Annotated in this window: 23 protein-coding genes and 1 tRNA gene; 10 read left to right on the top strand and 14 right to left on the bottom strand. The window is 62.4% G+C overall.

Features of this window, described 5'->3' with window-relative positions:
- Positions 1-3: 3 nt before the first annotated feature.
- The gene (locus NIM87_RS06345) at positions 4-342 is read right to left on the bottom strand and encodes a P-II family nitrogen regulator (protein WP_220305464.1); all 339 of its coding nucleotides are present in this window, start codon (positions 340-342) and stop codon (positions 4-6) included.
- 290 nt (positions 343-632) lie between these two features.
- Between NIM87_RS06345 and NIM87_RS06340 the strand changes: the two genes are divergently transcribed.
- Positions 633-1,853 carry an FAD-dependent monooxygenase gene (locus NIM87_RS06340; RefSeq protein WP_254673791.1) on the top strand — a complete coding sequence of 407 codons (1,221 nt, stop codon included), beginning with the start codon at positions 633-635 and terminating at the stop codon, positions 1,851-1,853.
- Positions 1,854-1,965: 112 nt separating this feature from the next.
- On the top strand, positions 1,966-2,505 hold the full coding sequence (locus NIM87_RS06335) for a hypothetical protein (RefSeq protein ID WP_254673790.1): 540 nt from the start codon (positions 1,966-1,968) through the stop codon (positions 2,503-2,505).
- A gap of 10 nt (positions 2,506-2,515) precedes the next feature.
- Here the strand turns inward: NIM87_RS06335 and NIM87_RS06330 are convergent, their stop codons facing one another.
- Genes NIM87_RS06330 through NIM87_RS06320 form a run of 3 tightly spaced genes read right to left on the bottom strand, consistent with a single transcriptional unit; the run spans position 2,516 to position 4,361 of the window.
- Positions 2,516-2,740 carry a Trm112 family protein gene (locus NIM87_RS06330; RefSeq protein WP_254673789.1) on the bottom strand — a complete coding sequence of 75 codons (225 nt, stop codon included), beginning with the start codon at positions 2,738-2,740 and terminating at the stop codon, positions 2,516-2,518.
- On the bottom strand, positions 2,740-3,408 hold the full coding sequence (locus NIM87_RS06325; RefSeq protein ID WP_254673788.1) for an LON peptidase substrate-binding domain-containing protein: 669 nt from the start codon (positions 3,406-3,408) through the stop codon (positions 2,740-2,742). Before NIM87_RS06325 ends, NIM87_RS06330 begins: the two co-directional genes overlap by 1 nt.
- Before the next feature lie 11 nt (positions 3,409-3,419).
- Positions 3,420-4,361, bottom strand: coding sequence for a thioredoxin family protein (locus tag NIM87_RS06320; protein WP_254673787.1), 942 nt, complete (start codon positions 4,359-4,361; stop codon positions 3,420-3,422).
- 196 nt (positions 4,362-4,557) lie between these two features.
- Here NIM87_RS06320 and NIM87_RS06315 point away from each other — a divergent pair.
- Together NIM87_RS06315 and NIM87_RS06310 are read left to right on the top strand one after the other, a co-directional pair.
- Positions 4,558-4,632 (top strand) — tRNA-Gly (locus NIM87_RS06315).
- Between the two features lie 174 nt (positions 4,633-4,806).
- On the top strand, positions 4,807-6,324 hold the full coding sequence (locus tag NIM87_RS06310; RefSeq protein WP_254673786.1) for an alkaline phosphatase D family protein: 1,518 nt from the start codon (positions 4,807-4,809) through the stop codon (positions 6,322-6,324).
- Positions 6,325-6,368: 44 nt separating this feature from the next.
- Here NIM87_RS06310 and NIM87_RS06305 read toward each other — a convergent pair whose 3' ends face one another.
- The 6 genes from NIM87_RS06305 to NIM87_RS06280 all read right to left on the bottom strand — a co-directional run bounded on the left by NIM87_RS06305 (position 6,369) and on the right by NIM87_RS06280 (position 12,645).
- A complete protein-coding gene (locus NIM87_RS06305; RefSeq protein WP_254673785.1) occupies positions 6,369-7,424 on the bottom strand; it encodes an ABC transporter ATP-binding protein in 1,056 nt (351 codons plus the stop codon).
- Between the two features lie 12 nt (positions 7,425-7,436).
- Positions 7,437-8,516, bottom strand: coding sequence for a Gfo/Idh/MocA family protein (locus tag NIM87_RS06300; protein ID WP_254673784.1), 1,080 nt, complete (start codon positions 8,514-8,516; stop codon positions 7,437-7,439).
- Positions 8,513-9,532, bottom strand: a complete 1,020-nt coding sequence (locus NIM87_RS06295; protein WP_254673783.1) for a Gfo/Idh/MocA family protein — start codon at positions 9,530-9,532, stop codon at positions 8,513-8,515. The genes NIM87_RS06300 and NIM87_RS06295 overlap by 4 nt, the downstream gene beginning before the upstream one ends.
- 4 nt (positions 9,533-9,536) lie before the next feature.
- Positions 9,537-10,310 (bottom strand): carbohydrate ABC transporter permease, encoded by a 774-nt coding sequence (locus tag NIM87_RS06290; RefSeq protein WP_408640057.1) that lies wholly within the window; start codon positions 10,308-10,310, stop codon positions 9,537-9,539.
- Between the two features lie 112 nt (positions 10,311-10,422).
- Positions 10,423-11,364: a carbohydrate ABC transporter permease gene (locus NIM87_RS06285; protein WP_254673781.1), complete on the bottom strand. Its 942-nt coding sequence runs from the start codon at positions 11,362-11,364 to the stop codon at positions 10,423-10,425.
- Between the two features lie 3 nt (positions 11,365-11,367).
- Positions 11,368-12,645 (bottom strand): ABC transporter substrate-binding protein, encoded by a 1,278-nt coding sequence (locus NIM87_RS06280; RefSeq protein ID WP_254673780.1) that lies wholly within the window; start codon positions 12,643-12,645, stop codon positions 11,368-11,370.
- Positions 12,646-13,077: 432 nt separating this feature from the next.
- On the opposite strand from NIM87_RS06280, the gene NIM87_RS06275 reads away from it, so the two are divergent.
- Both NIM87_RS06275 and NIM87_RS06270 read left to right on the top strand, forming a co-directional pair.
- On the top strand, positions 13,078-14,028 hold the full coding sequence (locus tag NIM87_RS06275) for a LysR family transcriptional regulator (protein ID WP_254673779.1): 951 nt from the start codon (positions 13,078-13,080) through the stop codon (positions 14,026-14,028).
- Positions 14,029-14,102: 74 nt separating this feature from the next.
- The gene (locus NIM87_RS06270; protein WP_254673778.1) at positions 14,103-17,018 is read left to right on the top strand and encodes an FAD-binding and (Fe-S)-binding domain-containing protein; all 2,916 of its coding nucleotides are present in this window, start codon (positions 14,103-14,105) and stop codon (positions 17,016-17,018) included.
- 194 nt (positions 17,019-17,212) lie between these two features.
- Here NIM87_RS06270 and NIM87_RS06265 read toward each other — a convergent pair whose 3' ends face one another.
- From NIM87_RS06265 to miaB, 4 genes are all read right to left on the bottom strand, one after another.
- Positions 17,213-18,133: a hemolysin family protein gene (locus tag NIM87_RS06265; RefSeq protein WP_254673777.1), complete on the bottom strand. Its 921-nt coding sequence runs from the start codon at positions 18,131-18,133 to the stop codon at positions 17,213-17,215.
- A gap of 201 nt (positions 18,134-18,334) precedes the next feature.
- On the bottom strand, positions 18,335-18,823 hold the full coding sequence (ybeY, locus tag NIM87_RS06260) for an rRNA maturation RNase YbeY (RefSeq protein WP_254673776.1): 489 nt from the start codon (positions 18,821-18,823) through the stop codon (positions 18,335-18,337).
- 11 nt (positions 18,824-18,834) lie between these two features.
- Positions 18,835-19,896, bottom strand: a complete 1,062-nt coding sequence (locus NIM87_RS06255; RefSeq protein ID WP_254673775.1) for a PhoH family protein — start codon at positions 19,894-19,896, stop codon at positions 18,835-18,837.
- 196 nt (positions 19,897-20,092) lie between these two features.
- Complete coding sequence (gene miaB, locus NIM87_RS06250) at positions 20,093-21,502, bottom strand: tRNA (N6-isopentenyl adenosine(37)-C2)-methylthiotransferase MiaB (RefSeq protein WP_254673774.1); 1,410 nt, start codon at positions 21,500-21,502, stop codon at positions 20,093-20,095.
- A gap of 93 nt (positions 21,503-21,595) precedes the next feature.
- Between miaB and NIM87_RS06245 the strand changes: the two genes are divergently transcribed.
- The 4 genes from NIM87_RS06245 to pnp all read left to right on the top strand — a co-directional run bounded on the left by NIM87_RS06245 (position 21,596) and on the right by pnp (position 26,448).
- Positions 21,596-21,796 carry a hypothetical protein gene (locus NIM87_RS06245; RefSeq protein ID WP_254673773.1) on the top strand — a complete coding sequence of 67 codons (201 nt, stop codon included), beginning with the start codon at positions 21,596-21,598 and terminating at the stop codon, positions 21,794-21,796.
- A gap of 51 nt (positions 21,797-21,847) precedes the next feature.
- Positions 21,848-23,554, top strand: coding sequence for a sensor histidine kinase (locus NIM87_RS06240; RefSeq protein ID WP_254673772.1), 1,707 nt, complete (start codon positions 21,848-21,850; stop codon positions 23,552-23,554).
- An 80-nt stretch (positions 23,555-23,634) separates the two neighbouring features.
- Positions 23,635-23,982: a 30S ribosomal protein S15 gene (rpsO, locus tag NIM87_RS06235; protein WP_254674080.1), complete on the top strand. Its 348-nt coding sequence runs from the start codon at positions 23,635-23,637 to the stop codon at positions 23,980-23,982.
- 324 nt (positions 23,983-24,306) lie between these two features.
- Positions 24,307-26,448 (top strand): polyribonucleotide nucleotidyltransferase, encoded by a 2,142-nt coding sequence (pnp, locus tag NIM87_RS06230; RefSeq protein ID WP_254673771.1) that lies wholly within the window; start codon positions 24,307-24,309, stop codon positions 26,446-26,448.
- The last annotated feature ends 4 nt before the right edge of the window (positions 26,449-26,452 follow it).

Below are 26,452 nucleotides of genomic sequence, written 5' to 3'. Positions count from 1 at the left end.
GCGTCAGAGCGCTGAGGCACCGGTTTCACCGGTGCGGATACGGGTGACAGCAAGCAGATCGAGCACGAAAATCTTGCCATCGCCGATACGACCGGTCTGGGCTGCGTCGCGGATGGCCGCGCTCACGGCGTCGGCAATGCCGTCATCGACAGCGATCTCGACCTTGAGCTTGGGCAGGAAGTGCACGGCATATTCGGTGCCGCGATAAATCTCGGAATGACCCTTTTGACGGCCATAACCCTTCACTTCGGTCACGGTCATGCCGTGGACGTCGAGTGAATTGAGCGCCTGCCGCACCTCCTCGAGCCGTGATGGTTTGATGATTGCTACCACCAGTTTCATGGATGCCCCTTTCTGCCTTGGGTGTTCGATGCACCCAAAGGACTCAAGAGCCGTGCCAACTTGCTGGCCGAAAGAGAAAACCCTTTATATTCAGAAGATTATCGCGACTCCCTGCGCCTGGAGTCGTTTGTGGCAACTCTGTGGCAACCGGTTGTTGCCTGTTTTTTAGACATCAACTTGCCCCTGCCGAATAAATGCACGGATTTTCATCATATTGCCACCGCGGCAATGCTGCACTTGCCTCGCGACCCCGGCAGACGGACAATAGCGCGAAGAAACAGGCTATGATCATGACCGCACCAGAACACCATGACGTCATCATTGTTGGCGCCGGCCCCGTTGGGCTGACCATGGCCCTGGCGCTGACACGCTCGGCGCCCGGCATGCGCGTGGCGCTGGTCGATAGGCGGCCGCTGAGCATTGCGCGCGACAACAGGGCCTCGGCCATTGCAGCCGGTGTGCGTCGCATTTTCGAGGCTCTGGGCGTCTGGGACCCGATGGCAGCAGCAAGCCAGCCCATCACGGCCATGCACATTACCGATTCGGGCACGGGCGACCTGGCCCGCCCCCTTTTTCTGCGCTTTGACGGCGATGTGGCCCCCGGCGAGCCCTTTGCCCATATGGTGCCCAATCAGGCCAGCGGGGCAGCGCTGCTGGCCGCGGTCGAAAATGAGATCACGGTCATAGCGCCCGCCGAGATCGTGGATTGGCACGGCGGCGATACGACCGCCCGGCTGAGCCTGGCCGATGGCCGCGTGCTCGCCGCCCCACTGATCATTGCCGCCGACGGCGCCCAGTCCAACCTGCGGCAGCGGGCCGGCATTGACACATTCGGCCATGATTATGGCCAGACGGGCCTTGTCGCCACCATCAGCCATGAACTGGCGCATGAGGGTGTGGCCTATGAGCATTTCCGGCCTGCCGGCCCCTTTGCCAGCCTGCCGCTGCCGGGCAACCGCTCGTCGCTGGTCTGGACCGAAGCCAGCGCCGAGGCGCCACGTTTCCTTGCCATGCCGAGCGAGGACCTGGCGTTGGAGATTGAGGCGGTGATGGGCTCGACGCTTGGCCAGGTTACCCTGGAAGACAAGCTGATGGGCTTTCCGCTGCGCCTGCAACTGGCCAGGAGTTTCATCGGCCCTCGCCTGGCCCTGATCGGCGACGCGGCCCATGTGGTGCATCCCATTGCCGGGCAGGGATTGAACCTGGGGCTCAAGGATGTTGCGGCGCTGGCCGAGGTCATTGTTGACGCCATGCGCCTTGGTCTCGATCACGGCGCTGCGGACGTTCTGGAGCGCTATCAGACCTGGCGCCGCCTCGACACCGCCTCGATGGCACTGGTGACGGACGGGATGAACCGTCTATTCTCCAATGACATCGCCCCCGTGCGGGCGCTGCGCGATTTCGGCCTAGGCCTCGTCGAGCGCGCCGGGCCGGTCAAAAAAACGCTGATCCGGGCCGCCTCCGGTATTGGCGGCAGCGCCCCAAAACTTTTGAGCGGCCTGCCGATCTAGGCACATGCTGGGGGCAGGCCCAACAAACACTCAAATTTCCTGCCTTATAAGAATTATTCCTTGCCAAAGAATTTGTATCTTATAAGATATAGGTCGATGTCAGGAGGCTGATATGCGCGATATCCAGATTGATCTTGATGTGCACCGCCGCATTGAGGCGGGAAGGCTGAGTTTTGAGGAGGATGAGAACCTCATCCTCAGGCGATTGCTCGGAATTGATCGCGCAAACCCTTCAAGCACACAGACCAGAGTGCGGGCGACACGCAGCAGCGGCGCCTATTCCACATTCATTGGGCGAACACCCGTTGAGGCCAATAACCTCAAAGAACTTCTTCGACGCAGCATCCTGATCGCAGAAAACATGCAGCCAGGCCTGATCGAACGGCTATCGAGGGAGGTCACTCCCAAAGGTCGGCATATTGTCGCAAAATCGCCGAACGCCCTTTACCCCAAGGCCCATTTGGTAGAATTCGCAGAGCGGCTGGATGACACTTGGTGGTTCGACTCCAATGTCGGGAAGAACCAAGTCGTTGCCTACCTGCGCAAGATCGCAAAGATTTTGATGCTCACCGATCTCCCGACTATCAGCAAAAGGTCCGAGAAGACGACCGTGAACCTGGACGATATCGAACTCGACTTGAGCGGAATCTGACAGTCTCAAGCTAACGCGAATGGCGCTGGATTTCCTCGAGGTCGACATTGCGGGCCTCATCCAGGCTCAAAAGCGGTACGCCCTTGACGATGGGGAAGGCCAGACGGGCGGCGACGGACACCAGTTCGGTGCGGTCCGCCGAAAGCGTCAGCCGCGTTTTGGTCAGCGGGCAAACCAGCATTTCAAGGGTCTGTGGATCGACCACGTGGCGCGGATCTGCGGGCGCTTCAGTCATCAGTTGAGCGGGGTCGCGCCATCGGAGCCGCCCCGTGCCATTTCATATTCGGTCATGGCGATCAGGGTTTCGGCCCGGGCTTCGAGCGTGGGCGCTTCGAGCAGCACCTGCTTTTCGGCCGCACCATAGGGCGAAACCATGCAGCAGAAATTGACGAGGTCAGCCGTGCCGGTCGATTCGATTTCTTCCCAGTTGAGCTCGAAATTGGCGAATTCGGCATAATCGCGCATCATCTTGACGAAGCGGGCGCGGTCCACGCGCTCTTCGCCATGATCGCGGGAAAAATCGGCTTCGTAATCTTCCGAGGAGATAACGCATTGCCGGTAGGGGGTCAGCACGGTCAACTCGTGCACCAGCTTGAAGCGCGCCACCCCTTCGAGGATGATGAAATAGCGCCCATCGCCATTTTCCTCGAAATGCGTCAGCCGCCCAAGGCAACCCACCTTTTGCAGCGGCGCCCGGCCCCTGGGGCTTTCCTCGCTGACATCCTCGGGCTGGATCAGCCCGATCAGCCGGTCGCCCCGCAGCGCGGCGTCGACCATTTCGATGTAGCGCGGCTCAAACACATTGAGCGGGCGATGCGAAAAGGGCAGCAGCAGCGCCCCGCTCAGCGGAAACACCGGAACGGACTTGGGCAGCTCGGCAGGGCTGGTTGGACGTTTGGGCATCAGATTTCCGGTTACGAGAACAAGACGGTCGAGAGCATGCGCCGCCCCTTGAGCGTTGCCGGGTCCTTGGGGCCCCAGGCCTCGAAAAATTCGAGCAGCTTCTTGCGCGCGGCGGCTTCGTTCCAGTCGCGATCCCGCTTGAAGCTGGCGATCAGGGCCTCGGCGGCCTCAAGGCGCTGGCCATCGGCATTGAGCACCACGGCCAGGTCCAGCCGGGCCTGGTGATTGTCGGGATCGGCGGCGATGGCGGCTTCCAGCGCCGAGGCTTCCGAGAGACCGGCGGCTTCCGCCTTGAGGCGGATGGCATTGACCAGAGCCATATAGACGTCACCGCTGCGCTGATCCTCGGGAACCAGGTCCAAAGTGGCCTTGCCCTGGTCCATCTCGCCGGCACCGATATAAATACCTGCCAGGCCAATCAGGGCCGGCGCATTGTCGGGCACATGCTGGAGGATCATGCCATAGATCTGGGCAGCCTGGCCCAGTTCGCCCGCCGCGGTGGCGGCTTCGGCGGCCTTGAGCGCGTCGGCAATCTGGGCTTCGAGACTATCGCCCTCGGGTTCGCCCGCTGGCGCGCCGGCAATCACCTTTTCGGCAAAACGGCGCACTTCGCCCTCGGGCATGGCGCCCATGAACCCGTCGACCGGTCGGCCACCGGCAAAGGCGAAAACCGCCGGAATCGACTGCACGCCAAGCTGACCGGCGAAATGGGGATGCTCGTCGATGTTGATTTTGACCAGTTTGATCTGGCCGGCCTTTTCAGCCACCACCTTCTCGATGGCCGGGCCAAGCTGGCGGCAGGGGCCGCACCAGGGTGCCCAGAAATCCACCAGCACAGGCACATCGCGCGAGGCATCGATGACATCGGCCTTGAAGCCTGCGTCGCTCCCCTCCCGGATCAGATCGGCGGGGATCGGGGCGGCGCCGGGTGCGCCATCGAAGGACAGGGTCATGGGTTTGAACTCTTCTTTAGGCGAGAAAACAGAGCATTGGCGGTCTTTTTGCGCCCGGCAGGGCGCTTGTGGCAAGTCCCGATTCCCACAGGTTTGGGCGAAGATGACAAAACAGCAAAATACCGGGTTGCAATCGGATCAGCGATTGGGCATATAGGCCCGCGTTGGGGCTCTGCCAAGGGCCGCGGCATGGAGTGCGGGTGTAGCTCAGGGGTAGAGCATAACCTTGCCAAGGTTAGGGTCGTGGGTTCGAATCCCATCGCCCGCTCCAATTTCCAAGGTGTGGCAACGCCTTGGTGACAAAGGGTCCTTCGGGGCCCTTTTTGTTTTTCCGGTCTTCACAATTGCCCTGCGGCGCTGGCCCGCGGCCTCCTGTCATGGAACAGTCACCGGCAATGCCGATAGGTGGCGCCGCTGTGGCAGCGGATTTTGGGGAGGCCGTTCATTGAGTCTTAGTCGCCGTCATTTTCTCGCTTCGGGCCTCGCCAGCGCTGCGGTGTGGCCGCTACTGGGCTCGGTGCGGGCCGCCCAGTTTGATGCCGACCCCTTTGCCCTTGGAGTGGCATCGGGATCGCCCACGGCGCAGAGCGTGGTGCTCTGGACCCGGCTGATCTTTGCCGATAGCGAACCGAGCGCTGCCGATGCCTTTTCCTTTGCCCCTGCCCCGCAGTATCCACCCATGGATGTCGCCTGGGAAATTGCCGAGGACGAAGGGTTTGCCCATGTCGTGCAATCGGGCATCGCGACGGCGCGGGAAGAGCTGGCCCATTCGGTGCATGTGCAGGTCGTGGGGCTGCTGCCCGAGCGCTGGTATTTCTATCGCTTCCGCTGCGGCCAGGCGCTGAGCCCGGTCGGCCGTACCCGCACTGCGCCGGCCGATGGCGCCGACAATGCCCGGTTCAGCCTTGCCTTGGCCGCCTGTCAGCAGTTCGAGCAGGGCTGGTATGCCGCTTATCGCGACATGGCGGGGCGCGATCTCGATCTGGTCGTACACCTGGGCGACTACATCTACGAAAAGAGCTATGGCGCCCAGCATGTGCGCTCGCATGGCACCGGGGCACCGTCGCTGCTGTTCGAATATCGCGACCGTTATGCGCTCTATAAATCCGACCCTGATTTGCAGGCCGCCCATGCGGCGTTTCCCTGGCTTTTCACCTGGGACGATCACGAGGTGGTGGACAATTATGGCGGCGACGCCTCGCCCACCGACCGGCACGCCCCGAGCTTTCTCAAGCGCCGGGCCGCGGCCTACCAGGCCTGGTATGAGCATATGCCGGTGCCGCCCCTGGCCGTTCCCGATTTCAACGATCTCCGCATCTATGGCAACCATCGCTTCGGGAACCTATTGGACATTACCCTTGTCGACGCGCGGCAATATCGCGATCCGGCACCAGAGGCGCCGCAACCGGCGGAGCTTGGCCGCTACACCATGCTGGGGGCCGAGCAGGAAGCCTGGTTCGACCAGACCATGGCGCAGGGCGCGGCGCGCTGGTCGATCATCGGCCAGCCGACGCTGCTCTCGTCCCGCGATCTTGAACTGGGGCCGGGAACGCGGTTCAGCGATGACGGCTGGGACCATTACCGATCGGGGCGGGACCGGCTGCTGGACAGTGTGCGCAAGGCGGAGCGGAGCAATCCGCTGGTGATCGGGGGAGATCTCCACGCCTGGTATGCTGCCGATGTGCATGCGGCGGACGGGGCGCTGGTGGCCAGCGAATTCGTCACCGGGTCGATCACCTCCAATCCGCCGGCCCGGGCGGCGTTCGAGGCGGTGATGGTCGAAAACCCGCATATCCGGTTCGGTGACGCCAGCCGACACGGCTATTCGGTCATGCGCCTGTCGCCCGACCAGGCGCGGGTGGAGCTGATCGCGGTCAGCGACCGAAAGGACCCCGATGCCAGCGCGGCAAAGTTCCAGGAGTTTGCGGTGCTCGACGGCATGCCGGGGGTGAACCGGGTCTGACCCTCCCCACAAGGGGAGGGTCAGATAATGGTCGCGTGGGCGACTTACCTTATGGCGTTGCCCTGGGCGTCAAACACATGGGCCTTGGCCGGGTCGGCATAGGCCGAGACCATGGAGCCGATGTCGACGATACGCTGGCCTTCGAGGACGATGTTGAGCGTCTGGCCGTCGGCGGTCGACGCATAGACCACCGTCTGGCCGCCGAGGTTTTCGACGAGGTCGACCTTGACCTCGGCAAACTTGATGCCCGAGCCTTCGGTGATGGTGATGTGTTCGGGACGAATGCCCAGCGTCGTGGCGCCGGTGACGTTGCGCCCGAGGTCGAGATTGAGACCGCCGGTCTTGAGCGTGCCGCCTTCGACGCTGGTGGTCATGAAATTCATCTTGGGCGAGCCGATGAAGCCGGCGACGAAGAGATTGCGCGGATTGTTATAGAGTTCGAGGGGCGCACCGGCCTGCTCGATGACACCGGCGCGCAGCACCACGATCTTGTCGGCCATGGTCATGGCTTCGACCTGGTCGTGGGTCACATAGATCATGGTGTTCCCCAGATCATTGTGCAGCTTGGCGATTTCGACGCGCATGGCGACGCGCAGTTCGGCATCGAGATTGGAGAGCGGCTCGTCAAAAAGGAAAATCTTGGGCTCGCGCACGATGGCGCGGCCAATGGCGACGCGCTGGCGCTGGCCGCCCGAAAGCTGCTTGGGCTTGCGCTGAAGCAGTGGCTCGATCTTGAGGATTTCGGCAGCCTTCTGCACCCGCTCGGCAATTTCGGCCTTCGGCATGCGGGCGGTTTCGAGCCCGAAGGCCAGGTTCTTGTAGACCGACATATGCGGATAAAGCGCATAGGACTGGAACACCATGGCGATGCCGCGCCCGGCAGCGGGCACATCGTTCATGCGCTGGCCGTCGATCAGCAGGTCGCCCCCGGTGATCGGCTCAAGCCCGGCGATCATGCGCAAAAGGGTGGACTTGCCGCAGCCCGACGGGCCGACGAAAACGGTGAAATCGCCCGGCTCGATGCTGAGGTCCACGCCGTGGATCACCGGCACATCGCCATAAGCCTTGTGGATCTGTCGCAACTCGATGGAGGTTGCCATGGTCAATGCTCCTTAGCGAAATTCGGCCGGCACCCAGCTCTGGTAGAGCGGGTGATCGGGACCGAGTGGCAGCGCGACTTCGGTATGGGTGGAAGAGGAGTGATAGAAGGCCGTCACCAGTTCCAGCGCGCGGCGGGAATCGGTGCTGGTCACGGGCAGCTCGCCCTTGCCGAAAATGGCGTCGTGAAAGCGCGACATCTGTGTCTGGAAGCGCGAGGGCACATCCTGCCAATTGGCGAGCAGGGCGTCGATCTTGCCCTTGATCTCGTCATTGCGCGGCAGGATTTTCCAGAGTTCCTTGCCCGGATTATAGGGGGCGTGGTCGCTTTCGAACGTCACGTTCTCGAATTGCAGGCGAATGCGGGTGATCTCGTCGACCGATCCCAGCGTGGCTGTGAGACTGGCCAGGGCACCGCTCTTCATTTCGAGCGAGGCGGAAATGGTGTCTTCGACTTCGATGGGATTGACCCGGGTGGCAACCCGACCGAAGACCTTGGCGATATCGCCCATGAGATAGGTGAAGATGTCGTGCGGATGGATGGCATGGCCCATGAGCACGCCGCCCAGTTCGGTCTTCCACTTGCCGCGCCAGGGCACGGCGTAATAGGGGGCTTCACGGCGCCACATGGTTTCCACCGTGCCACAATAGGCCTTGCCGGCCAGACCAGCATCGATAATGGCGCGGGCCTGTTCGATGCCATTGCCAAAGCGGTATTGGAATACCGGCATCAGCTTGCCCTTGGCCGACTTTTCGACCTCCATGATGGCGTCGACGGCTTCGAGCGAACCGACCAGCGGCTTTTCGCACACGACATGCTTGCCGGCGTTGAGGGCCGCCGTCACCATGGAAAAATGCGCGCCGGGCGGGGTGCAGACATCGATGATGTCGATGTCGTCCATGGCCAGCAGGTCATCAAAGTTGAGAATGCGGCGGGTGATGCCGAATTCATCGCCGATCTTGTCGAGGCGGGACTGGTCGAGGTCGCACAGCGCCAGCACCTTGAACTTGTCGGCATTGGGCAGATAGCCCTCGACAATGTGGGAGCGGCCAATGCCGCAACCGACGACAGCGACGTTCAATACACGGCTCATCGGGCCCACTCCGTACCCACCTCGGCCATCGCTTGCGCTGTCAGCGCCATTTTCATGGCATTGTAGCAGCGCTCCTGCGGCATGGCCGTCTCGGTGCGGTTGCGCACATCATCAAGGAACTGCCGGCCGAAGGGCAAGTCGACATTGGAGCAGTCGATATGCTGGACGCCCTTCTTGTCGACGAGGAAAAGGTGGTTCTCGCCCGGGCGACCGGCGATATCGACATATTTCCTGAGCTCGATATAGCCCTCGGTCCCCAGGATGGTCAGGCGACCATCGCCCCAGGTGGGCAGGCCTTCGGGGGTGAACCAGTCGACGCGGATATAGCCCGAGGATGTGGCGGTGCGCACATGGGCGTCGCCCACGTCCTGCAGGCCCGGCTTGTCGGCATGGCCGCGATTGGCGACGCTGGCCGAAACCACTTCACCATCCATGGCGCCCGAGAAGAACAGGAACTGCTCGAACTGGTGGCTGGCGATGTCGCAGAGGATGCCGCCATAGCGGTTGCGGGTGAAGAACCAGTCGGGACGGTTGTTGAGGCGCAGCGAATGGGGGCCGAGGCCCACCGTGTTGACCACCTGGCCGATGGCGCCGCTGGCAATCAGATTGCCCGCCTCAACAGCGGAGCGCACTTCGAAATGCTCGGAATAGAGCACCGAGAAGATGCGGCCGGTTTCCTTCTGCACGCGCTTGATCTCGTCGAGCTGCGCAAAGGTGGTCATGCCCGGCTTGTCGGTCAGAACATCCTTGCCGTGCCGCATGGCGGCCAGGCAAATGTCGGCCCGGTCGCCCGGAATGGCGGCGGTGACCACGACCCCAATCGAGGCGTCTTCAAAGATGGCGGCCGGGTCGGAGACCCGCCTGGCCTCGGGGAAGCGCTCGCCAAAGGTCTTGGCGAGATCATCCTCGATGGCGTGGAAGGCGACGAACTGGGCGCCGGCCCGCTTGAGACATTCCACCTGCCCATAGATGTGGGCGTGGTTGATGCCGATGGCGGCAAATTTGATATCGGACATAGGTCTAGCGTTTCATACCGGTGGTCGCGATGCCCTCGATGAGCAGGCGCTGGAAGAGAAGGAAGAAGACGAAAATGGGCACAATGGAGAGCACGCTCATCGCAAACAGTCCGCCAAAGTCGCTCTCGCCGGTGGAGTCCACGAAGGTCCGAAGGCCGAGCATGACGGTATAGTCCTGCATGCGATTGAGGTAGATCAGCGGTGCGAAGAAATCGTCCCAGGTCCAGATGAACGTGAAGATGGCAGCCGTCACCAGAACGGGGATGGAGAGCGGCAGCATGATCTTCCAATAGATGCGCCAGGGACCGGCGCCGTCCATCATCGCGGCCTCGTCCAGCTCGCGCGGAATGCCGCGGAAGAACTGCACCATAAGGAACACAAAGAAGGCGTCGACGGCGAGGAACTTTGGCGCCACCAGCGGCAAGATGGTGTTGACCCAGCCCAGGTCGCGGAACAGCACATATTGCGGGATCAGCGTCACCTGGCCGGGCAGCATCAGCGTCATCAGCATCATGGCGAACCAGAAGTTGCGACCCTTGAACTGGAGGCGCGCAAAGGCATAGGCGGCCATGGAACAGGCAATCAGATTGCCCACCACGCAGAGGAAGGCGATGACGAAGGAGTTCATGAAGAACACCGAAAAACTCACCCGCATGGCGTTCCAGCCACGGAAGTAGGATTCGATGTCCCAGCTGATGCTCGGCCAGATGCCGGACATGAAGATTTCATTTTCCGGCTTGAACGAGGCAGCCAGCAGCCAGAGCAGCGGATAGAGCATCAGGATCGATGCGCCGATCAGCAGGGCATGGGCCAGCACCGAGAAAACGCGCTTGCGCAGGCGTGCAGCGGGGTCGTTCTCGGCCCCGGTGACCACGGTCAGCTTGTGTGCATCAATCGTCATAGTGCACCCAATATTTGCTGGTGAGGAAGGAGAATGCGGTAAAGCACCCGATCAGCAACAACAGGAACCAGGCCAGCGCCGAAGCATAGCCCATGCGGAAATAGCTGAAGGCCTCGTTGTAGAGATAGAGCGTGTAGAACAGCGTCGAATTGATCGGCGAGCCGGTGCCGTTGGAGATGATGAAGGCCGGGGTGAAGCTCTTGAAGGCTTCAATGGTCTGGATGATGGCGTTGAAGAACACCACGGGCGTCAGCAGCGGCAGGGTGATTTTCCAGAACTGGCGCCATTTGCTGGCGCCATCCAGACTGGCGGCCTCATACATGTCCTGCGGGATCTGGCGCAGGCCGGCGAGGAAAATGATCATCGGCGATCCGAACTGCCAGACCGAAAGAATGATCAGCGTCCAGAGCGAATAGCGCGGATTGGATATCCAGCTGGGGCCATCAATGCCGAAATTGGCAAGGAACTGGTTGACCAGGCCGTCGCCGGCGAAAATCTGCCGCCACAGGATGGCGATGGCCACCGAGGCGCCCAGGAGGCTGGGCAGATAAAACACGGCGCGATAGAGCGGCAGGCCCTTCATGCCCCGATTGAGCAGAATGGCGATGGCCAGCGCGAAGGCGAGCTTCAGCGGCACCGAGAACAGCACGAAGGTGAAGGTGACCTGCATGGACTGGGCAAAGGCGCGGTCAGCGGTGAACATGCGCACATAATTGGCCGTGCCCACCCATTCGGGTGAGGTCAGAAGGTCAAAGTCGGTGAAGCTGAGATAAAAAGAAGAGATGATCGGCCCGATGGTGAGACCGAAAAACCCGATGAACCACGGCAACAGGAAGAGGTAGCCGGGGGCGTGGCTTTGCCACGCCCTCGACCATTTCGTTGTGCCGGATGCGGCAGTGTGCACAGCCGCGTCTGCCGCATTCACAGCCATTTATCAGCTTGCCGCCCGGTTCAGGATGGCAGTGGCTTCGTCGACGAAGTACTGGCCGGCGTCTTCCGGGGAGCGAGCACCAAAGGCTACTTCCTGGCTGATGACACGGAGCAGGTTGAGGTCGATTTCACCAGCAGCGGCCGGCGGGGACGGAGGCAGAGCGCCCACGAGGTCACCCAGGTTGGCCACGAAGTTCAGAGCGATCTGGCTCTGTGCGTCGAGGGTCGGCGTGATGGCTTCGCGCACAGCGGCGTTGCACGGAATGCCGCGCTCGACGCCGAGCACTGCACCGGCTTCGGGGTTGGTGACGAAGAAGTTGATGAAGGCCGCAGCGGCTTCCTTGTCGGCGGAGGACCCACCAACCGAGAAGAACATCGAGGGCTTGCGATAGTGACCACCACCAACGCCGGGCGCGATGCGCGGATAGGAGGTGATGGTCAGCTCGTCATCGTTGATCGACTGGTGGATCACCAGCTGATTGGAGTTGGAAGGCATCATGGCGGCCTTCTTCATCGCAACCATGCTCGATTCCGGTGCGCCGGTATCGAGGGCCTGGGTTTCCGCATCGACAATATAGCCCTTGTCGCGGAAGCCGTTCCACATGGTGAACCATTCGACCATGTCGTCGGCGGTAAAGCCGAGCTTGCCATCGGCAGTATAGAGAGACTTGCCGCGCTGGCGGACCCAGTTGTCGAGCATGGGTTCGGTGCCCGAACCATCGGAGAAGGCCACCATGCCGTTACCGGCCGCCTTGAAGGCTTCACCCAGACGCTCGAGATCAGCGTAGGTCCAGGAATTGTCCGGAACGGTTTCGCCGATTTCTTCGATCGCCTTCTTGTTGGCGAGCGTGGCCACCGAATTGGCGCCCAGCGAGATGCCATAGAGCTTGCCGTCGACCTTGCCGCCTTCGAGCTGGTCAGCATCGAATTCGCCGAGGTCGCCGATGATGTCGTCGATCGGGGCGATGGCGTTACGGGTCGCGTATTCAACGATGTAACGATAGTCCATCTGGATGATGTCGGGGGCAGTGCCGCCGGCGGTCTGGGTGGCCAACTTGGGCCAGTAGTCGTTCCAGCTCAGGAATTCGCTTTCGACGCCAGCATTGCCGGCGGCTTCGTAAAGGTCGGTCACTGCATAGGTGCGATCGGCGCGGGCCTGGCCGCCCCAGAAGATCAGCCGCAGGGCGCTTTGGGCCCAGGCCGGGCTGATGCCAGCCATACCAGCGGCCAGAAGTGCCGACGTTCCCATCAGGAACTGGCGGCGTCCGAGTTGAATTGTCATGTCTTTCCTCCCATGAACAGTTGCCGTTCCGCCTCGCGGAACGAAGAAGTGCCCAGCGACCTCCCCGTCGCTAAATCACCAACTGGTTACTACGTTAGGCCCTTTGATGAGGTTGTCAATCACCAAAGACGCCGGATTTCTTGGCGAAGACGGCAACGCCTGAGCACAAATAACCAGCCAGTTACGCCTTACCATACAAGCCGCGCCGACGGCAACAAACTTGTATGGAAGTTAATCCTCCGCACTGATGCGCCAATAGGTCGATAAGACCGCAGGATGGCTAAAATGGGGTTGTCGCGTGCTGGCCGTTCTCCTCAGACGGCTGCCTTCTCCTCTACCCAGGACACTGGCGCAAAAAAGCCGATTGGAAAATTACGAAATTTCGGTGCTATTATAGAAAAATTCTATGGACCGGGGAGCGGAGGTCGACCCATGGACAAGCTCTTGACGCAATTTCTCGCGGTCGCCGATGCCGGCTCGCTCAGTGGCGCCGCCACTGCCCTGTTCATCACCCAACCCACGCTGAGCTTTAACATGAACAAGCTCGAGCAGACTGTGGGGGCTGCCCTGTTCGAGCGCTCATCGCGCGGGATGACGCTCACACGCTACGGCGAAACGCTTTACGAAAATGCGCGGCTGATGCAGCGCCTTTACGACAATACGCTCAATGCCATTGCCGATCAAAAACGCGGCACTGAACGCGGCATCTCCATTGGTTCGGGCTATTCGTGGTGGACCATGTTCCTGCGCGACATGGTGGTTGCCTATCAGCGCGAGTTTCCCAAGGCGCCCGTACAGATCAGCCTGGGCAACCAGCTTCGGCTGATGGATCAGATGCTTTCGGGTGATATCTCGATGTTCCTGGCCCATGAAATCGATGGGCTGAGCGGCGCCATTGGCACAGATTTCGTGCCGCTGACCCGGGTCTATAATGCCTTTTTCGTGCGCAAGGGCCATCCGCTGCTCGAGCGGGCGCAGACCCTGACCGAGATCGACGCCTATCCTATTGTCATCAGTTCGCTGGCCGAGAGCCGACATGAGCGGTTCTTTGATCCGGCGCGGCGACGGACGCGCGTTGAAACCGTTTTTGACCGCACCAGCGTCGCCTTTCGCACCAATTCGCTGGCGGCCTGCGTCGACTATGCGCTGGCGACCGATGCCGTGCTGGTTCACACTCATGTGATGCGCGAAGACTTCCGCAGTCGCGGGCTGATTGAGGTCGAACAGCGCGACGAGCCCCGGCGCGCCGTCACCGGCATCTATGTGCTCAAGGAGCGGCGCGGCGAAGACCGGGTCGAGGAGCTGATCACGCGCATCACCGCCGCTGCCCACGCCGCCCTGCCACCATTTCGGTCCGACGCCGATCCGGTCGCTGCCAGATAAAGCCCTGCCGCCGCGGCCGCGCGACCAATAGAAGGGCCTTCGCGGCTCACTACTAACATGTTAGTACTCGACGCATGCAGCACGCTTCCGACTATTCGATCCAACCCAAGGCGCCCACGCCCGAACGTCAGTCCGCCGGCGAGCGCGTTGCCGCCCGTCTCAAGGGGCAGGTGCGCGGGGCGATCCACACCGATCCACTGATGACCTATGCCTGGAGCGGCGACGCCAGCTCCTATCGGCTGATCCCGGCGGTGGTGGTCTTTGTCAATTCCGAAGACGATGTGCGCGCCGTGTTCAGGGCCGCCCGCGCCGAAGGTTTGCCAGTAACCTTTCGAGCCGCCGGCACCTCGCTTTCGGGACAGGCAGTGACCGATGGCGTGTTGGCGGTGCTCGGCGATGGCTGGCGCCGGCTCGATATTCATCCCGGTGCCGAGCAGATCACGCTCGGGCCGGCAATCATCGTGGCCGAAGCCAATCGGGCCTTGAAGCCGCATAACAAGAAAATCGGGCCCGATCCCGCCAGCCAGGCGACCTGCAAGATCGGCGGCGTGGTCAATAACAACTCGTCGGGCATGTGCTGCGGGGTGGCGCAGAACACCTATCACACCATGGCGCGCCTGAGGATCGTGCTGACCGACGGCACCATGCTCGACTCAGGCGATGCCGCCAGTTGCGACGCCTTCCGCATCAGCCATGCGCCGATGCTCGAAGAGCTGCACCGGCTGCATCACGAGATCATGGCCGATGCCGAGCTCGTGGCGCTGATCCGCAAGAAATACCGGATCAAGAACACCGTCGGCTATTCGCTCAATGCGCTGGTCGATTATCACGACCCGCTCGATATTCTCATTCACCTGATGGTCGGCTCCGAAGGCACCTTGGGCTTTGTTTCGGAGGTGACCTACAACACCGTGCCCGAGCATCCGTTCAAGGCCACCGGCCTTGTGCCCTTCCCCGATCCGCAATCGGCGGGCCGGGCCATTATCGAAATGGCCAATGGCGGGGTTCAGGTGACCACCGGCATTACCGCGGCCGAATATATCGAGCGGCGGGCGCTGGCGACGGTCGAGCACCTGCCGCCCATGGCCCCGCTCCTGCCCTGGCTGACCGAGAATTCGCCGGCAGTGTTGATCGATGTCACGGCGCCAGATGCGGCGACGCTGGCCAGCGAAGTCGCCAAGGCCGAGGATCTGCTGCGGCGCCATGGCGCCACCCATATTGACCTCTCGACCGACGAACATCGCAGCCATGCTCTTTGGGATATCCGCAAGGGCTTTTTCACCTCGGGGGGCGCGGCACGGCCCAAGGGCACCTCGATGCTGACAGAGGATGTGGCCGCGCCCATCGAGCAATTGGCAGAGTTTGTCGTCGACATGCGCAATCTGCTCGATGCCCATGGCTATGATGACGCGATCATCTTTGGCCACGCGCTGGCCGGAAATCTCCATTTCCAGATGAGCGACAATTTTGCCCAGGCCGGGGCGGCGGAAAAATTCGACGTCTTCAACCAGGAACTGTCCGCATTGGTGTCGGTGCGCTATGGCGGCTCGCTCAAGGCCGAGCATGGCACCGGGCGCGCCATCGCTGCCTTTGTCGAGGCCGAGTGGGGCAAGACCGCCTATGCGATCATGCATCGGATCAAGGCGCTGTTCGACCCCGAAAAGCTGCTGAACCCCGGCGTGCTGCTGAACGATGACCCGAAAATCCACGTCAAGAACTTGAAGATCATGCCGCTGGCCGACGAATTGGTCGACCTCTGCATCGAATGCGGGTTCTGCGAACCGGCCTGCCCCAGCCACCACATGACACTGACGCCACGCCAGCGCATTGCCGTGACGCGCGAACGGGCCCGGCTGCGCGAAACCGGCGAGGACCCGGCGCGGCTGGCGCGCATGGATCATGATTTCCAATATGCCGGCATGGACACCTGCGCGGCGTGCAATCTTTGTTCGTTGCGCTGCCCGGTGGGCATCGAGACAGGCACCATGATCCTTGGCGAACGCGCCCGGCGGCGCGGCGCTGGGGCGCATTCACTGGCCCGTTTTGCGGCTGACCATCGCGGTGCGGTCGAAACCATGATGCGCGGCGGCGTGGCAATGGCTGATGCTGCACGCACCATCATCCCCGCCCCGGCGGTGGAAGCCATCACCGACACGGCCCGGCGGCTGACGGGCGGCAAAGTGCCCCGTGTGTCGCGGGCCCTGCACCATGGCCCCGGCGCGCCCAGGGCGCGGAACAATCGGCAGGATCCGCGCACGTCTGGTTTTCCCGTGCCCATCGCCCAGTCGGGGCGAGCCCAGATTGTCTATTTTCCCGCCTGCCCCAGCCGCATGTTCGGCGCACCCAAGACTGCCCATGGCCTGCTCGATACTCCGGCAGCGATGGTGGCACTGCTCGAACGCGCCGGCTATGATGTGGTGGTGCCCGAGCATCTCAATGGCCAGTGCTGCGGCCAGCCGTTTCAGTCCAAGGGGTTTCCCGAGCAGGCCGGCGCAGTAGGCGATGCGCTGCGGGCCGAACTCTCAACGCTCTCCGATGGCGGCCGTCTGCCGGTCGTCACCGATGCCTCGACCTGCGCCAAGCATCTGAAGGAATTTCCGGGCGATGCGGTGGTGGCCGATTCGGCGCAGTTCCTTGCCACGCATGTGCTGCCGAAACTGACGATCACGCAGAGATTGCCGAGCGTGGCGGTGCACCACAATTGCTCGGCGCAGCGCCTCTTTGAGCAGCCGTTGACCGAGGCCATCGCCAGGGCCTGTGCCCAGAGCATAGAAGTGCTCGCCTCGATCACCTGTTGCGGCTATGCGGGGGACAAGGGCCTGTTCCTGCCCGAGCTCAATGAACACGCCACACGGCGCGTGGGCCAAGACATTCCCGAAGGATGCGAACTCGGCGTTTCGACGGTCTCCACCTGCGCGTCAGGGCTTTCCGAAAGGGCGGGCGTGCCCTTCGTGGGGCTGGCGAGCCTGCTGGAATGGGCGAGTAGATAGTCCGATCCCACCTTTGAGGACAGTCCGCAACCCCCACCCTTGATCCCTCCCCACAAGGGGGGAGGGAGACGATGAATACGGACACTGCGGCACTGCGCCGCCCTCCCCTTGATGGGGAGGGAATGAGGGTGGAGTGACGGGCAGGTGCCAGCGCTCAATGGGGGCGCTCGGCACTCTTTTGGTCGGGATTCCCCCTACTCGGCGGCCTGCTTTTCCAGCACGGCGCGCTGGTCGGTAATGGCCAATGGCTCGACGGCGACGATCTGGTCGCGCTTGCGATGGATGCGCAGCCGCTTGACGCGGCGGCTGTCGGCGGCCAGGACTTCAAACTCGAACCCGCTTATGCCGTTGATCCGCTCGCCACGCTTGGGGACGTGACCGGCAAGGTCGAACACCAGGCCACCAATGGTATCGACATCCTCGGCATGGTCGCCCGGATCGAAATCGGGGCCGATCATGGCCTGCACGTCTTCAAGCTCCGCGCGGGCATTGGCCACATAGGTATCCTCGCCGACCTTGCGGATCAGCGCGGCCTCGGTTTCATCGTGCTCGTCCTCGATCTCGCCGACCACCGCTTCAAGCAGGTCCTCGATGGTCACAAGACCATCGGTGCCGCCATATTCATCGACCACGATGGCCATATGGGTGCGGCTGGCGCGCATGGATTGGAGGAGATCAGCCGCCGGCATGAAGGTGGGCACGAACATGGCGGGCCGCATGATGCCGAGCTTGCCGATCTTCTGGCGCAGCGCTGTCGAGAGCAGTTTGACCGGCACGTCCTTTTCGGGGTCGGTCACCGGCTCGGTGATTTTGGAGAGAGCATCCTTGATGTGGATGAAGCCCATGATGTTGTCGAGCCCATCCTCATAGATGGGCAGGCGCGAATGTCCGACCTGGCGGAACTGGGCCAGCAGCGACCCAAGATTGGTGTCCGAGGGCACCGCCTGAATGTCGCTGCGCTCCACCATGACGTCGTCAATCGACACCTTGGAGAGCTTGAGCACATTTTGCAGGATCAGCCGTTCGCTTTCGGAAAAGTCGCCGGTTTCAGAGCCGCCGTCATCATCGAGCGCCACCTGCAGATCGTCGCGCAGCGAAACCGTGGTGCGGGCCATCAGCCCCCTGATACGGTTCCACAGGGTCGGCCCCCGCTGCGACGCGGGGGCGGGACTAGAAGGAGGTTCGGGGTTTTCGGCCACCCGTAGGGCCCTACTGTCGCTGTCGTTCATTCGTCTCTTGCCGCAAGGTGTGCGGCTTCTGTCTGTCCATCAGGACGGAAAATGCCCCTGATAGGCCGGGGTTCCCTGGCAGGAAGCTCAATCAGCATAGGGATCCTCGATCCCCAGCCCAGCCAGTATCCGAGTTTCCAGCCCCTCCATTTGAAGGGCCTCATCCTCGTCGAGGTGATCATAACCCAAAATGTGCAAAAATCCATGCACCATAAGATGGGTGAAATGATGGTCGAGGCTCTTGCCCAGATCGGCCGCCTCGCGCTCGAGGGTTTCGCGCGCCAGGGTGATGTCACCCAGTAGGCCCATCACCGGGTCGAAAGGCTCGATCTGGGGAAAGCTCAGCACATTGGTGGTGCTGTCCTTGCCCCGCCATTGGGCGTTCAGCTCGCGCTGCTCGGCGTCATCGGTGAGCAGCACCGAGATTTCGGCGGCGCCCTTGATCTTGATGCCCGCGTCGGCCCGCGCACCGGCGAGCGCCGCCAGCACCGCGGTTTCTGCCAGCGCATCAAAATGCTCGGGCCAGCCATCCGCATTGCGGATGACAGCGATTTCCAGAGGTGGCGTTGACGGCATGGGCGTTCGGTTCAGCTCCGGGGCGGGGCGCCCAATGTGCGCGCAAGACCTTCCCTGTCGCCATCCTTTTCGGAGAGGCGCCGCGCCGTGTCGGCTTCATAGGCCCGTACGATGCGGCCGACAAGCGCGTGGCGCACCACGTCCTTGTCGCCAAAGCGCGACACATGCACGCCCTCGACGCCATCGAGCAGTTTGACGGCCTCGACCAGCCCGGATTTCTCGCCGCGCGGCAGGTCAACCTGGGTGGGGTCGCCGGTGACGATCATCTTGGAGTTTTCGCCCAGGCGCGTCAAAAACATCTTCATCTGCATGGATGTGGTGTTCTGCGCCTCGTCGAGGATGACCACGGCATTGGACAGCGTGCGGCCACGCATGAAGGCGAGCGGGGCCACCTCGATTATGCCCGAAGTAATGCAGCGCTCGACGTTTTCGGCCTTCATCATGTCGTAGAGGGCGTCGTAGAGCGGGCGCAGATAGGGATCGACCTTTTCCTTCATGTCGCCAGGCAGGAACCCCAGGCGCTCGCCGGCTTCCACTGCCGGACGGGAAAGGATGATGCGGTTGATATCGCCGCGTTCGAGCAGGCTCGCGGCATGGGCCACGGCCAGATAGGTCTTGCCGGTGCCGGCCGGACCAATGCCGAACACCAATTCGCTGCGCTCCATGGCCCGCATATAGGCGTCCTGCGCCGGAGTGCGGGCCACAATAGTGGACTTGCGGGTGGCGATCTGGGCCATGCGCACCTTGCCCTTGCGCTCGAGCGTGGGCAGGGTCAGCTGGCTGTCTTCGGTCTCGATCATGCGGATCACCGCGTCGACATCGGCAATATCGATTGCCCGGCCCTCTTCAAGGCCGGCATAAAGCGATTCCAGCACCCGGCGCGCCTGATCGACCTTGGAAGCCGCGCCCTTCAACAGCACATGATTGCCGCGTGGCGTGGCCGACACGGCAAGGCGCTGTTCGATAAGGGCGAGGTTCTGGTCGAAATCGCCATAGAGCTGGGCAGCCAGGCGATTGTCTTCAAAGGCGAGTTCGAGTTGTGATGCGAGGGCGTTATCGGCGGTCGGTGACAAGTGCCTGCTCAAACTATCTCGGCTCCCGAAAGGGGGCGCCGCGGACTGCGTCGCCCATGCATAAACGAGGCTAGGCTGATTTGGGTTCGATGTCTGTAGCAATATTGTGACGCTGCAGCCCGGCCGCAAGGGCGCAAATCGCTCCTGTGGAGCGATTTGAGGCGGCAAGGCTATGAGGGCTAGGCTCGAGAACCGCTTAGGCCGCCACGGCCTGCTTCAGCCGTCCCACCAGCGAATTGGTGCTGGTGCCGACGATCTCGACCTCGTGGATCGCGCCGATCAGGTCGGTGCTGCCCTCGAGATGCACGGCCTGCAGATAGGGTGAGCGGCCGCCGACCTGGCCTGGCATGCGGCCGACACGCTCGATCAGCACCGGCATGGTCTTGCCCACGCAGGAGGCGTGGAAATCGGTGGTCTGCTGGTTGACCAGCTCCTGCAAGCGGTAAAGCCGCTCGGTCTTGACCTCTTCGGCAATCTGACCGGTGAGATTGGCGCCGGGGGTGCCGGGGCGGGTGGAATATTTGAAGGAATAGGCCGAGGCATAGCCGGTTTGCCGGATGATGCTCAGCGTATCCTCGAAATCCTGATCGGTTTCGCCGGGGAAGCCGACGATGAAATCGCCCGAAAGCGCCATATCAGGCCGCGCTGTCTTGATGCGCTCGATCAGGGCCAGGTACTCGGCCGCCGTGTGCTTGCGGTTCATCGCCTTGAGGATGCGATCCGAGCCCGACTGCACCGGCAGGTGCAAGTATGGCATCAACAAGGGCAGGTCGCGGTGGGCGGCGATCAGCGCGTCATCCATGTCGCGGGGATGGCTGGTGGTATAGCGCAAGCGCTCCAGCCCGGTGATCTCGGCCAGCAAATAGGCCAGTTCGCCCAGCCCGACGCTGCGACCGGCGGCATCGACACCGTGATAGGCGTTGACGTTCTGGCCGAGCAGCGTGATTTCCTTGACCCCGGCCTCGACGAGGCCCCGCGCCTCGGCCAGCACCTGGGCTACGGGCCGCGACACTTCGGCGCCGCGGGTATAGGGCACGACGCAGAACGAACAGAACTTGTCGCAGCCTTCCTGTACGGTGAGGAAAGCGGTCAGCCCGCGCTTGATGGTCACTTCTTTCTTTGCCGCCGGCAGGTGGGCAAATTTGTCCTCCTCGGGGAAGTCGGTGTCCACCACGGCCTTCTTGAGGCTGGGGTGGAGGTGCCGCTGCGCTTGGGCGCGCGCCAGCATATCGGGCAGGCGGTGATAGGCCTGCGGCCCGAAGACCATGTCGACCATGGGGGCGCGGCGGGCGATTTCCTCACCCTCGGCCTGCGCCACGCAGCCGGCCACGCCGATCATCATGTCGGCGCCCGCAGCGCGGCGTTCACCCTGCACTTCCTTGAGCCGACCAAGCTCGGAAAACACCTTTTCGCTCGCCTTCTCGCGAATGTGACAGGTGTTGAGCAAGACCAGATCGGCCTCACCCAATTCCTGGGTCGGCATATAGCCGTGCGGCGCCAGGGCATCGGCCATGCGGTCGCTGTCATAGACATTCATCTGACAGCCATAGGTCTTGATGAACACGCGCTTGGGCGCGTTCTGGGGCGCAATATCAGTCTTGGTCATGGGCGCTGTTTACCAGAGCGGCGCTTGTGATGGAATGCCCCTGCAACCGCGGCGCTTTTCGCGTGTTGTACCAGTTCAAAGGAATGTAGTGCCATGACGAAAACCAAGACCAAGCCAAAATCTAACGACGCCGCCGCGTTGCGCAACGGGCGCAAGCCGGGTCCCAATGAGTCTCCTGTGCAGGTCCGCGATGCCGGTCCCGAAGGCATGGCCGACAAGCCCGGCACCTGGGACGAAACCGACGAAGCGGTAGACGAAAGCTTTCCGGCCAGCGATTCTAGCGCCAAATATTGAGTACGCGGTCGCGGCAACTGACCGTGGCCAGATTAAGGAAAGCTGGGGCATATGGCGGATACCGACGTCCCAAATGGGACGGCATCACCGCAGGTTCGCGGAAGGCCGATTGCGGCCTATCTCATTGCATTGGTGCTCGCCATTCTCGTTCCGGCACTGGCGGTGGCGCTCGTGCTGCTGCACAGCACCAATGATTCCCAGCAAAAAGTGCTGGCCGCCCTGACCAATACCACTGTCCAGGCCATGGGCCAGACCATCGACCGGGAAATCACCGGCATGGCGACAACCCTGCGCGTCCTTTCCACCAGCCAGTCGCTGCACGATAGCGACCTGGCGACCTTTCACCAGCGGGCGCTGACGGCCTTGGCAGGCACCGGGTCCTATTTCATCGCCGTGGACGAAGAGTACCAGCAATTGCTCAACACCCGTGTCGACTATGGGACGGAACTTGGGCGCTCTTCCGATCCGCTCACCGCGCAACGAGCGATCGAGCGCGGCGTGGCGACGATCTCGCCCCTGTTCTATGGCAATGTGGCGCAAGCCTATGTGTTCAATGTCTGGCTGCCGGTGGATGACGCGGCCCCGGTGCGGCTGGTCAGCATGACGCAGAACGCGGGAAACCTGATGCCGGCGCTGCAATCGCGCGAATTGCCCGAGGGCTGGCACGCCGCGCTGGTCGACACCAATAATGCCGTTATTGCCTCGACCGCTGACTCCAAACTTGAAATCGGCTCCATCCTGCCGATCCGCCAGAACCTCGAAGGGGTGCCGGGCGATGTCTGGGCGCAGGAAGAATGGGGCGGCGACCGGGTCGTGACCGCCGAATGGCGCTCGGGCTATACCGGCTGGCGCATCATTGCCTGGGCCTCGGCGGCCCAGGTGCAGCAGCCCTTGCAGGAATCAGTGATAAAACTGGCTCTCTGGGGCGTCGTGATTGCGCTCCTGGCGTCGGGGATCGCCGCCATTATTGCCCGCCGCATTGGCGGATCGGTCCAGGGTCTGCAACTCGATGCCCGGCGGCTGGGGCGTGGCGAAGCGGTTTATCCGCGCACCTATCCGGTTGCCGAGATTGCCGATATTTCCCAGGCGCTGGCCGAAGCCTCCGAGCAGCGCATGACTGCGGACCGCGACATCCACTTCCTGATGCGCGAGCTGGCGCACCGCTCCAAGAACCAGATGGCGGTGATTGCCGCCATGGCCAAACAGACGGCGCGGGGTGCCAGCGACATCAACACCTATGTCGCGGCCCTTGAACGTCGCATCATGGGCCTGGCGCGCTCGACCGACCTGCTGCTGGCCCATGGCCGCGCCGGGGTCATGCTGGCCGATCTCGTCGACCAGCAGCTCGCCGCCTTCCGCCCGCCCGAGCCTGGGCGCCTCACCATCAGTGGGCCAGAGCTGCGCATCAACCCGCAGGGCGCCCAGATCCTGGGCATGGCGCTGCATGAACTGGCCACCAATGCCACCCGCTATGGCGCCTTTGCCGAGTCTGCGGGGCGGCTGGACCTGACCTGGACCATCGATGCCGACACCCTTTCCATGCGCTGGCGCGAACATCTGGGCCGCCCGCTGGTGGTGGGAGAACGCTCGGGCTTTGGCACCATCGTGTTGCGCACCATGGTGGGCGGGGCCCTGGGCGCTCAGGTTGATCGCGTCACCCATGCCGATGGGGTGGAATGGCAATTTGCGGTGCCGCTTGCAGCTCTTGATCCCGACTTTGCCGCCGAGCGGCCCGATGAGCCGGCGCCGAGCGCGTGAGCAGCCAATAAATTCTGGCTTTTCACCCTTGATTGCCTTATAGCAGCGCCAGCCGGTTTCCGGGCCTTTGCGCTCAGAGCCTGCCTTTACATGGCCCCACCTGGACGACATCCCGGCTGGGGCGGCCAACATCCTCCCTTTTCGAAAGGATATGCCCGATGTCGATTACTGCGGAACGCAAGACCCAGCTCATCAAGGAATATGCAACCACCACCAACGACACCGGCTCGCCGGAAGTCCAGGTTGCGATCCTTTCCGAGCGCATTGCCAACCTCACCGAGCACTTCAAGGGCCACAACAAGGATAACCATTCCCGCCGTGGCCTGCTGAAGCTGGTTTCGACCCGTCGTTCGCTGCTCGACTACCTCAAGAAGGTGGACGATGCCCGCTACAAGACGCTGATCGAAAAGCTCGGCCTGCGTCGCTAAGACGAAGACGTTTCCGGCGCGGGGGTCAGCCTCCGCGCCGGACGCCTTTTCGGGGTGCAACCGGGAAGGCAAGCCGGGCCGCAAAGCCCGGCGCCATAGGCCGGCGCTGCCGGGGCATGGCAGGATTATCGGCCTCTTCCGCCGTTGGAGAGGCTCATTGTCTTGTCCATGTTCTGTCTGTGCCAGACAGCAAACCGTGCCTGATTTTGAGCTGGTGCGCACATAGGGTGCGGCGCCAGTGCGGGCACACCGGAGGCGTTCGTGGGGCATGGCCTGGCCCCGCGTTCCCGCGCAGCCGGGCAGAATGGAAAGACGAAATCCAAGATGTCGATCAATTTTGATCACCACAAGGTCGAGCTCAACTGGGGCGGCCAGCCGCTCACGCTCGAAACCGGCAAGATGGCCCGCCAGGCCGATGGCGCAGTGCTCGCCACCCTGGGCGAAACCGTCGTGCTCGCCACTGTCGTTAGCGCCAAGTCGCCCAAGCCCGGCATCGACTTCTTCCCGCTGACCGTCAACTACCAGGAAAAATACTTCGCCGCCGGCAAGATCCCGGGTGGCTATTTCAAGCGCGAAGGCCGTCCGACCGAAAACGAGACGCTGACCAGCCGCCTCATCGACCGCCCGATCCGCCCGCTGTTCCCGGCTGGCTACAAGAATGAAACCCAGGTGATCATCACCGTTCTCCAGCACGACATGGAGAACAACCCGGACGTTCTGGCCATGGTCGCGGCTTCTGCTGCACTGACCATTTCGGGCGTACCGTTCATGGGTCCGATCGGCGCAGCCCGCGTCGGTTATGTGAACGGCGAATATGTGCTGAACCTGCCGGTCGACCGTCGCGCCGACAGCAAGCTCGACCTGGTCATGGCAGGCACCGAAGATGCCGTGCTGATGGTTGAATCGGAAGCCCACGAGCTTTCCGAAGAAGTCATGCTCGGCGCCGTGATGTTTGGCCATGGCGAAAGCCGCAAGGTCATCAACGCCATCATCCAGCTGGCCGAACTGGCCGCCAAGGAAGCCCGCGACTTCGAACCCGAAGATCATTCGGCTCTCGAAGCCGAAATGCTCGGCGTCATCGAAGCCGACCTGCGCGCTGCCTATAAGCTGACCAAGAAGGAAGAGCGCTACGCCGCCGTCGATGCCGTCAAGGCCACGGCCAAGAAGCACTTTGCCGACCGCGTTGAAGCCGGCGAAATCACCGCCGAGACCATTGGCGCTGTGTTCAAGTCGCTGCAGGCCAAGGTCGTGCGCTGGAACGTGCTCGACACCGGCAGCCGCATCGACGGCCGCGACCTCTCGACCGTTCGTCCGATTGTTTCGGAAGTGGGCATCCTGCCGCGCACCCACGGTTCCGCCGTGTTCACCCGTGGTGAAACCCAGGCGCTGGTGGTTGCCACTCTGGGCACCGCCGATGACGAGCAGTTCATCGACTCGCTCGAAGGCACCCGCAAGGAAAACTTCCTGCTGCACTACAACTTCCCTCCCTATTCGGTGGGTGAAGCTGGCCGCATGGGGTCGCCCGGTCGCCGCGAAATCGGCCATGGCAAGCTCGCATGGCGCGCCATCAATCCGATCCGTCCGACCATGGAAGAATTCCCCTATACGATCCGTGTCGTGTCCGAGATCACCGAGTCCAATGGCTCGAGCTCGATGGCAACCGTCTGCGGCACCTCGCTGGCGCTGATGGATGCCGGCGTGCCGATGAAGAAGCCGGTGGCTGGTATTGCCATGGGTCTGATCCTGGAAGGCGAAAAGTTCGCCGTCCTGTCGGACATCCTGGGTGACGAAGATCACCTGGGCGACATGGACTTCAAGGTGGCCGGCACCGACGCTGGCGTGACCTCGCTGCAGATGGACATCAAGATCGCCGGTATCACCGAAGAGATCATGAAGATCGCCCTGGCCCAGGCCAAGGACGGCCGCATCCACATCCTGGGTGAAATGGCCAAGGCGCTGTCGGCCTCGCGTGGCGAAGTGGGCGAGTTTGCGCCCCGCATCGAAACGCTCAAGATCCCGACCGACAAAATCCGTGAAGTGATCGGCACCGGCGGCAAGGTTATCCGCGAGATCGTGGAAAAGACCGGCGCCAAGGTGAACATCGAAGACGACGGCACCGTCAAGGTTTCGTCCTCGGATGGCTCGCAGATCGAAGCGGCGATCAAGTGGATCCGCTCGATCACCGACGAGCCGGAAGTGGGCACGATCTACCAGGGCACCGTGGTCAAGACCGCCGATTTCGGCGCGTTCGTGAACTTCTTCGGCGCCAAGGATGGCCTTGTGCACATCAGCCAGCTGGCCGAAGCCCGCGTTGCCAAGACCACCGATGTGGTCAAGGAAGGCGACAAGGTCTGGGTGAAGCTCCTCGGCTTTGACGAGCGCGGCAAGGTCCGCCTGTCCATGAAGATCGTCGACCAGGCTACCGGCAAGGAAGTTGCCGCCGCCAAGGACGACGCTGCCGAATAAGGCA

It is taken from the genome of Devosia ureilytica, assembly GCF_024273195.1.
Lineage (GTDB): Bacteria > Pseudomonadota > Alphaproteobacteria > Rhizobiales > Devosiaceae > Devosia > Devosia ureilytica.
This window is presented reverse-complemented; position numbering and strand designations above follow the sequence as displayed.

Coding starts and splice junctions, on each gene's coding strand:
- pnp (WP_254673771.1), top strand. CDS start 24,307: ATGTCGATCAATTTTGATCACCACAAGGTCGAGCTCAACTGGGGCGGC.
- NIM87_RS06345 (WP_220305464.1), bottom strand. CDS start 342: ATGAAACTGGTGGTAGCAATCATCAAACCATCACGGCTCGAGGAGGTG.
- NIM87_RS06265 (WP_254673777.1), bottom strand. CDS start 18,133: ATGGCCCGCACCACGGTTTCGCTGCGCGACGATCTGCAGGTGGCGCTC.
- NIM87_RS06285 (WP_254673781.1), bottom strand. CDS start 11,364: ATGGCTGTGAATGCGGCAGACGCGGCTGTGCACACTGCCGCATCCGGC.
- ybeY (WP_254673776.1), bottom strand. CDS start 18,823: ATGCCGTCAACGCCACCTCTGGAAATCGCTGTCATCCGCAATGCGGAT.
- NIM87_RS06330 (WP_254673789.1), bottom strand. CDS start 2,740: ATGACTGAAGCGCCCGCAGATCCGCGCCACGTGGTCGATCCACAGACC.
- NIM87_RS06305 (WP_254673785.1), bottom strand. CDS start 7,424: ATGGCAACCTCCATCGAGTTGCGACAGATCCACAAGGCTTATGGCGAT.
- NIM87_RS06290 (WP_408640057.1), bottom strand. CDS start 10,310: ATGCTCTATCCGCTGCTCTGGCTGCTGGCTGCCTCGTTCAAGCCGGAA.
- NIM87_RS06325 (WP_254673788.1), bottom strand. CDS start 3,408: ATGCCCAAACGTCCAACCAGCCCTGCCGAGCTGCCCAAGTCCGTTCCG.
- NIM87_RS06295 (WP_254673783.1), bottom strand. CDS start 9,532: ATGTCCGATATCAAATTTGCCGCCATCGGCATCAACCACGCCCACATC.
- NIM87_RS06335 (WP_254673790.1), top strand. CDS start 1,966: ATGCGCGATATCCAGATTGATCTTGATGTGCACCGCCGCATTGAGGCG.
- miaB (WP_254673774.1), bottom strand. CDS start 21,502: ATGACCAAGACTGATATTGCGCCCCAGAACGCGCCCAAGCGCGTGTTC.
- NIM87_RS06320 (WP_254673787.1), bottom strand. CDS start 4,361: ATGACCCTGTCCTTCGATGGCGCACCCGGCGCCGCCCCGATCCCCGCC.
- NIM87_RS06240 (WP_254673772.1), top strand. CDS start 21,848: ATGGCGGATACCGACGTCCCAAATGGGACGGCATCACCGCAGGTTCGC.
- NIM87_RS06270 (WP_254673778.1), top strand. CDS start 14,103: ATGCAGCACGCTTCCGACTATTCGATCCAACCCAAGGCGCCCACGCCC.
- NIM87_RS06300 (WP_254673784.1), bottom strand. CDS start 8,516: ATGAGCCGTGTATTGAACGTCGCTGTCGTCGGTTGCGGCATTGGCCGC.
- NIM87_RS06275 (WP_254673779.1), top strand. CDS start 13,078: ATGGACAAGCTCTTGACGCAATTTCTCGCGGTCGCCGATGCCGGCTCG.
- NIM87_RS06340 (WP_254673791.1), top strand. CDS start 633: ATGACCGCACCAGAACACCATGACGTCATCATTGTTGGCGCCGGCCCC.
- NIM87_RS06280 (WP_254673780.1), bottom strand. CDS start 12,645: ATGACAATTCAACTCGGACGCCGCCAGTTCCTGATGGGAACGTCGGCA.
- NIM87_RS06245 (WP_254673773.1), top strand. CDS start 21,596: ATGACGAAAACCAAGACCAAGCCAAAATCTAACGACGCCGCCGCGTTG.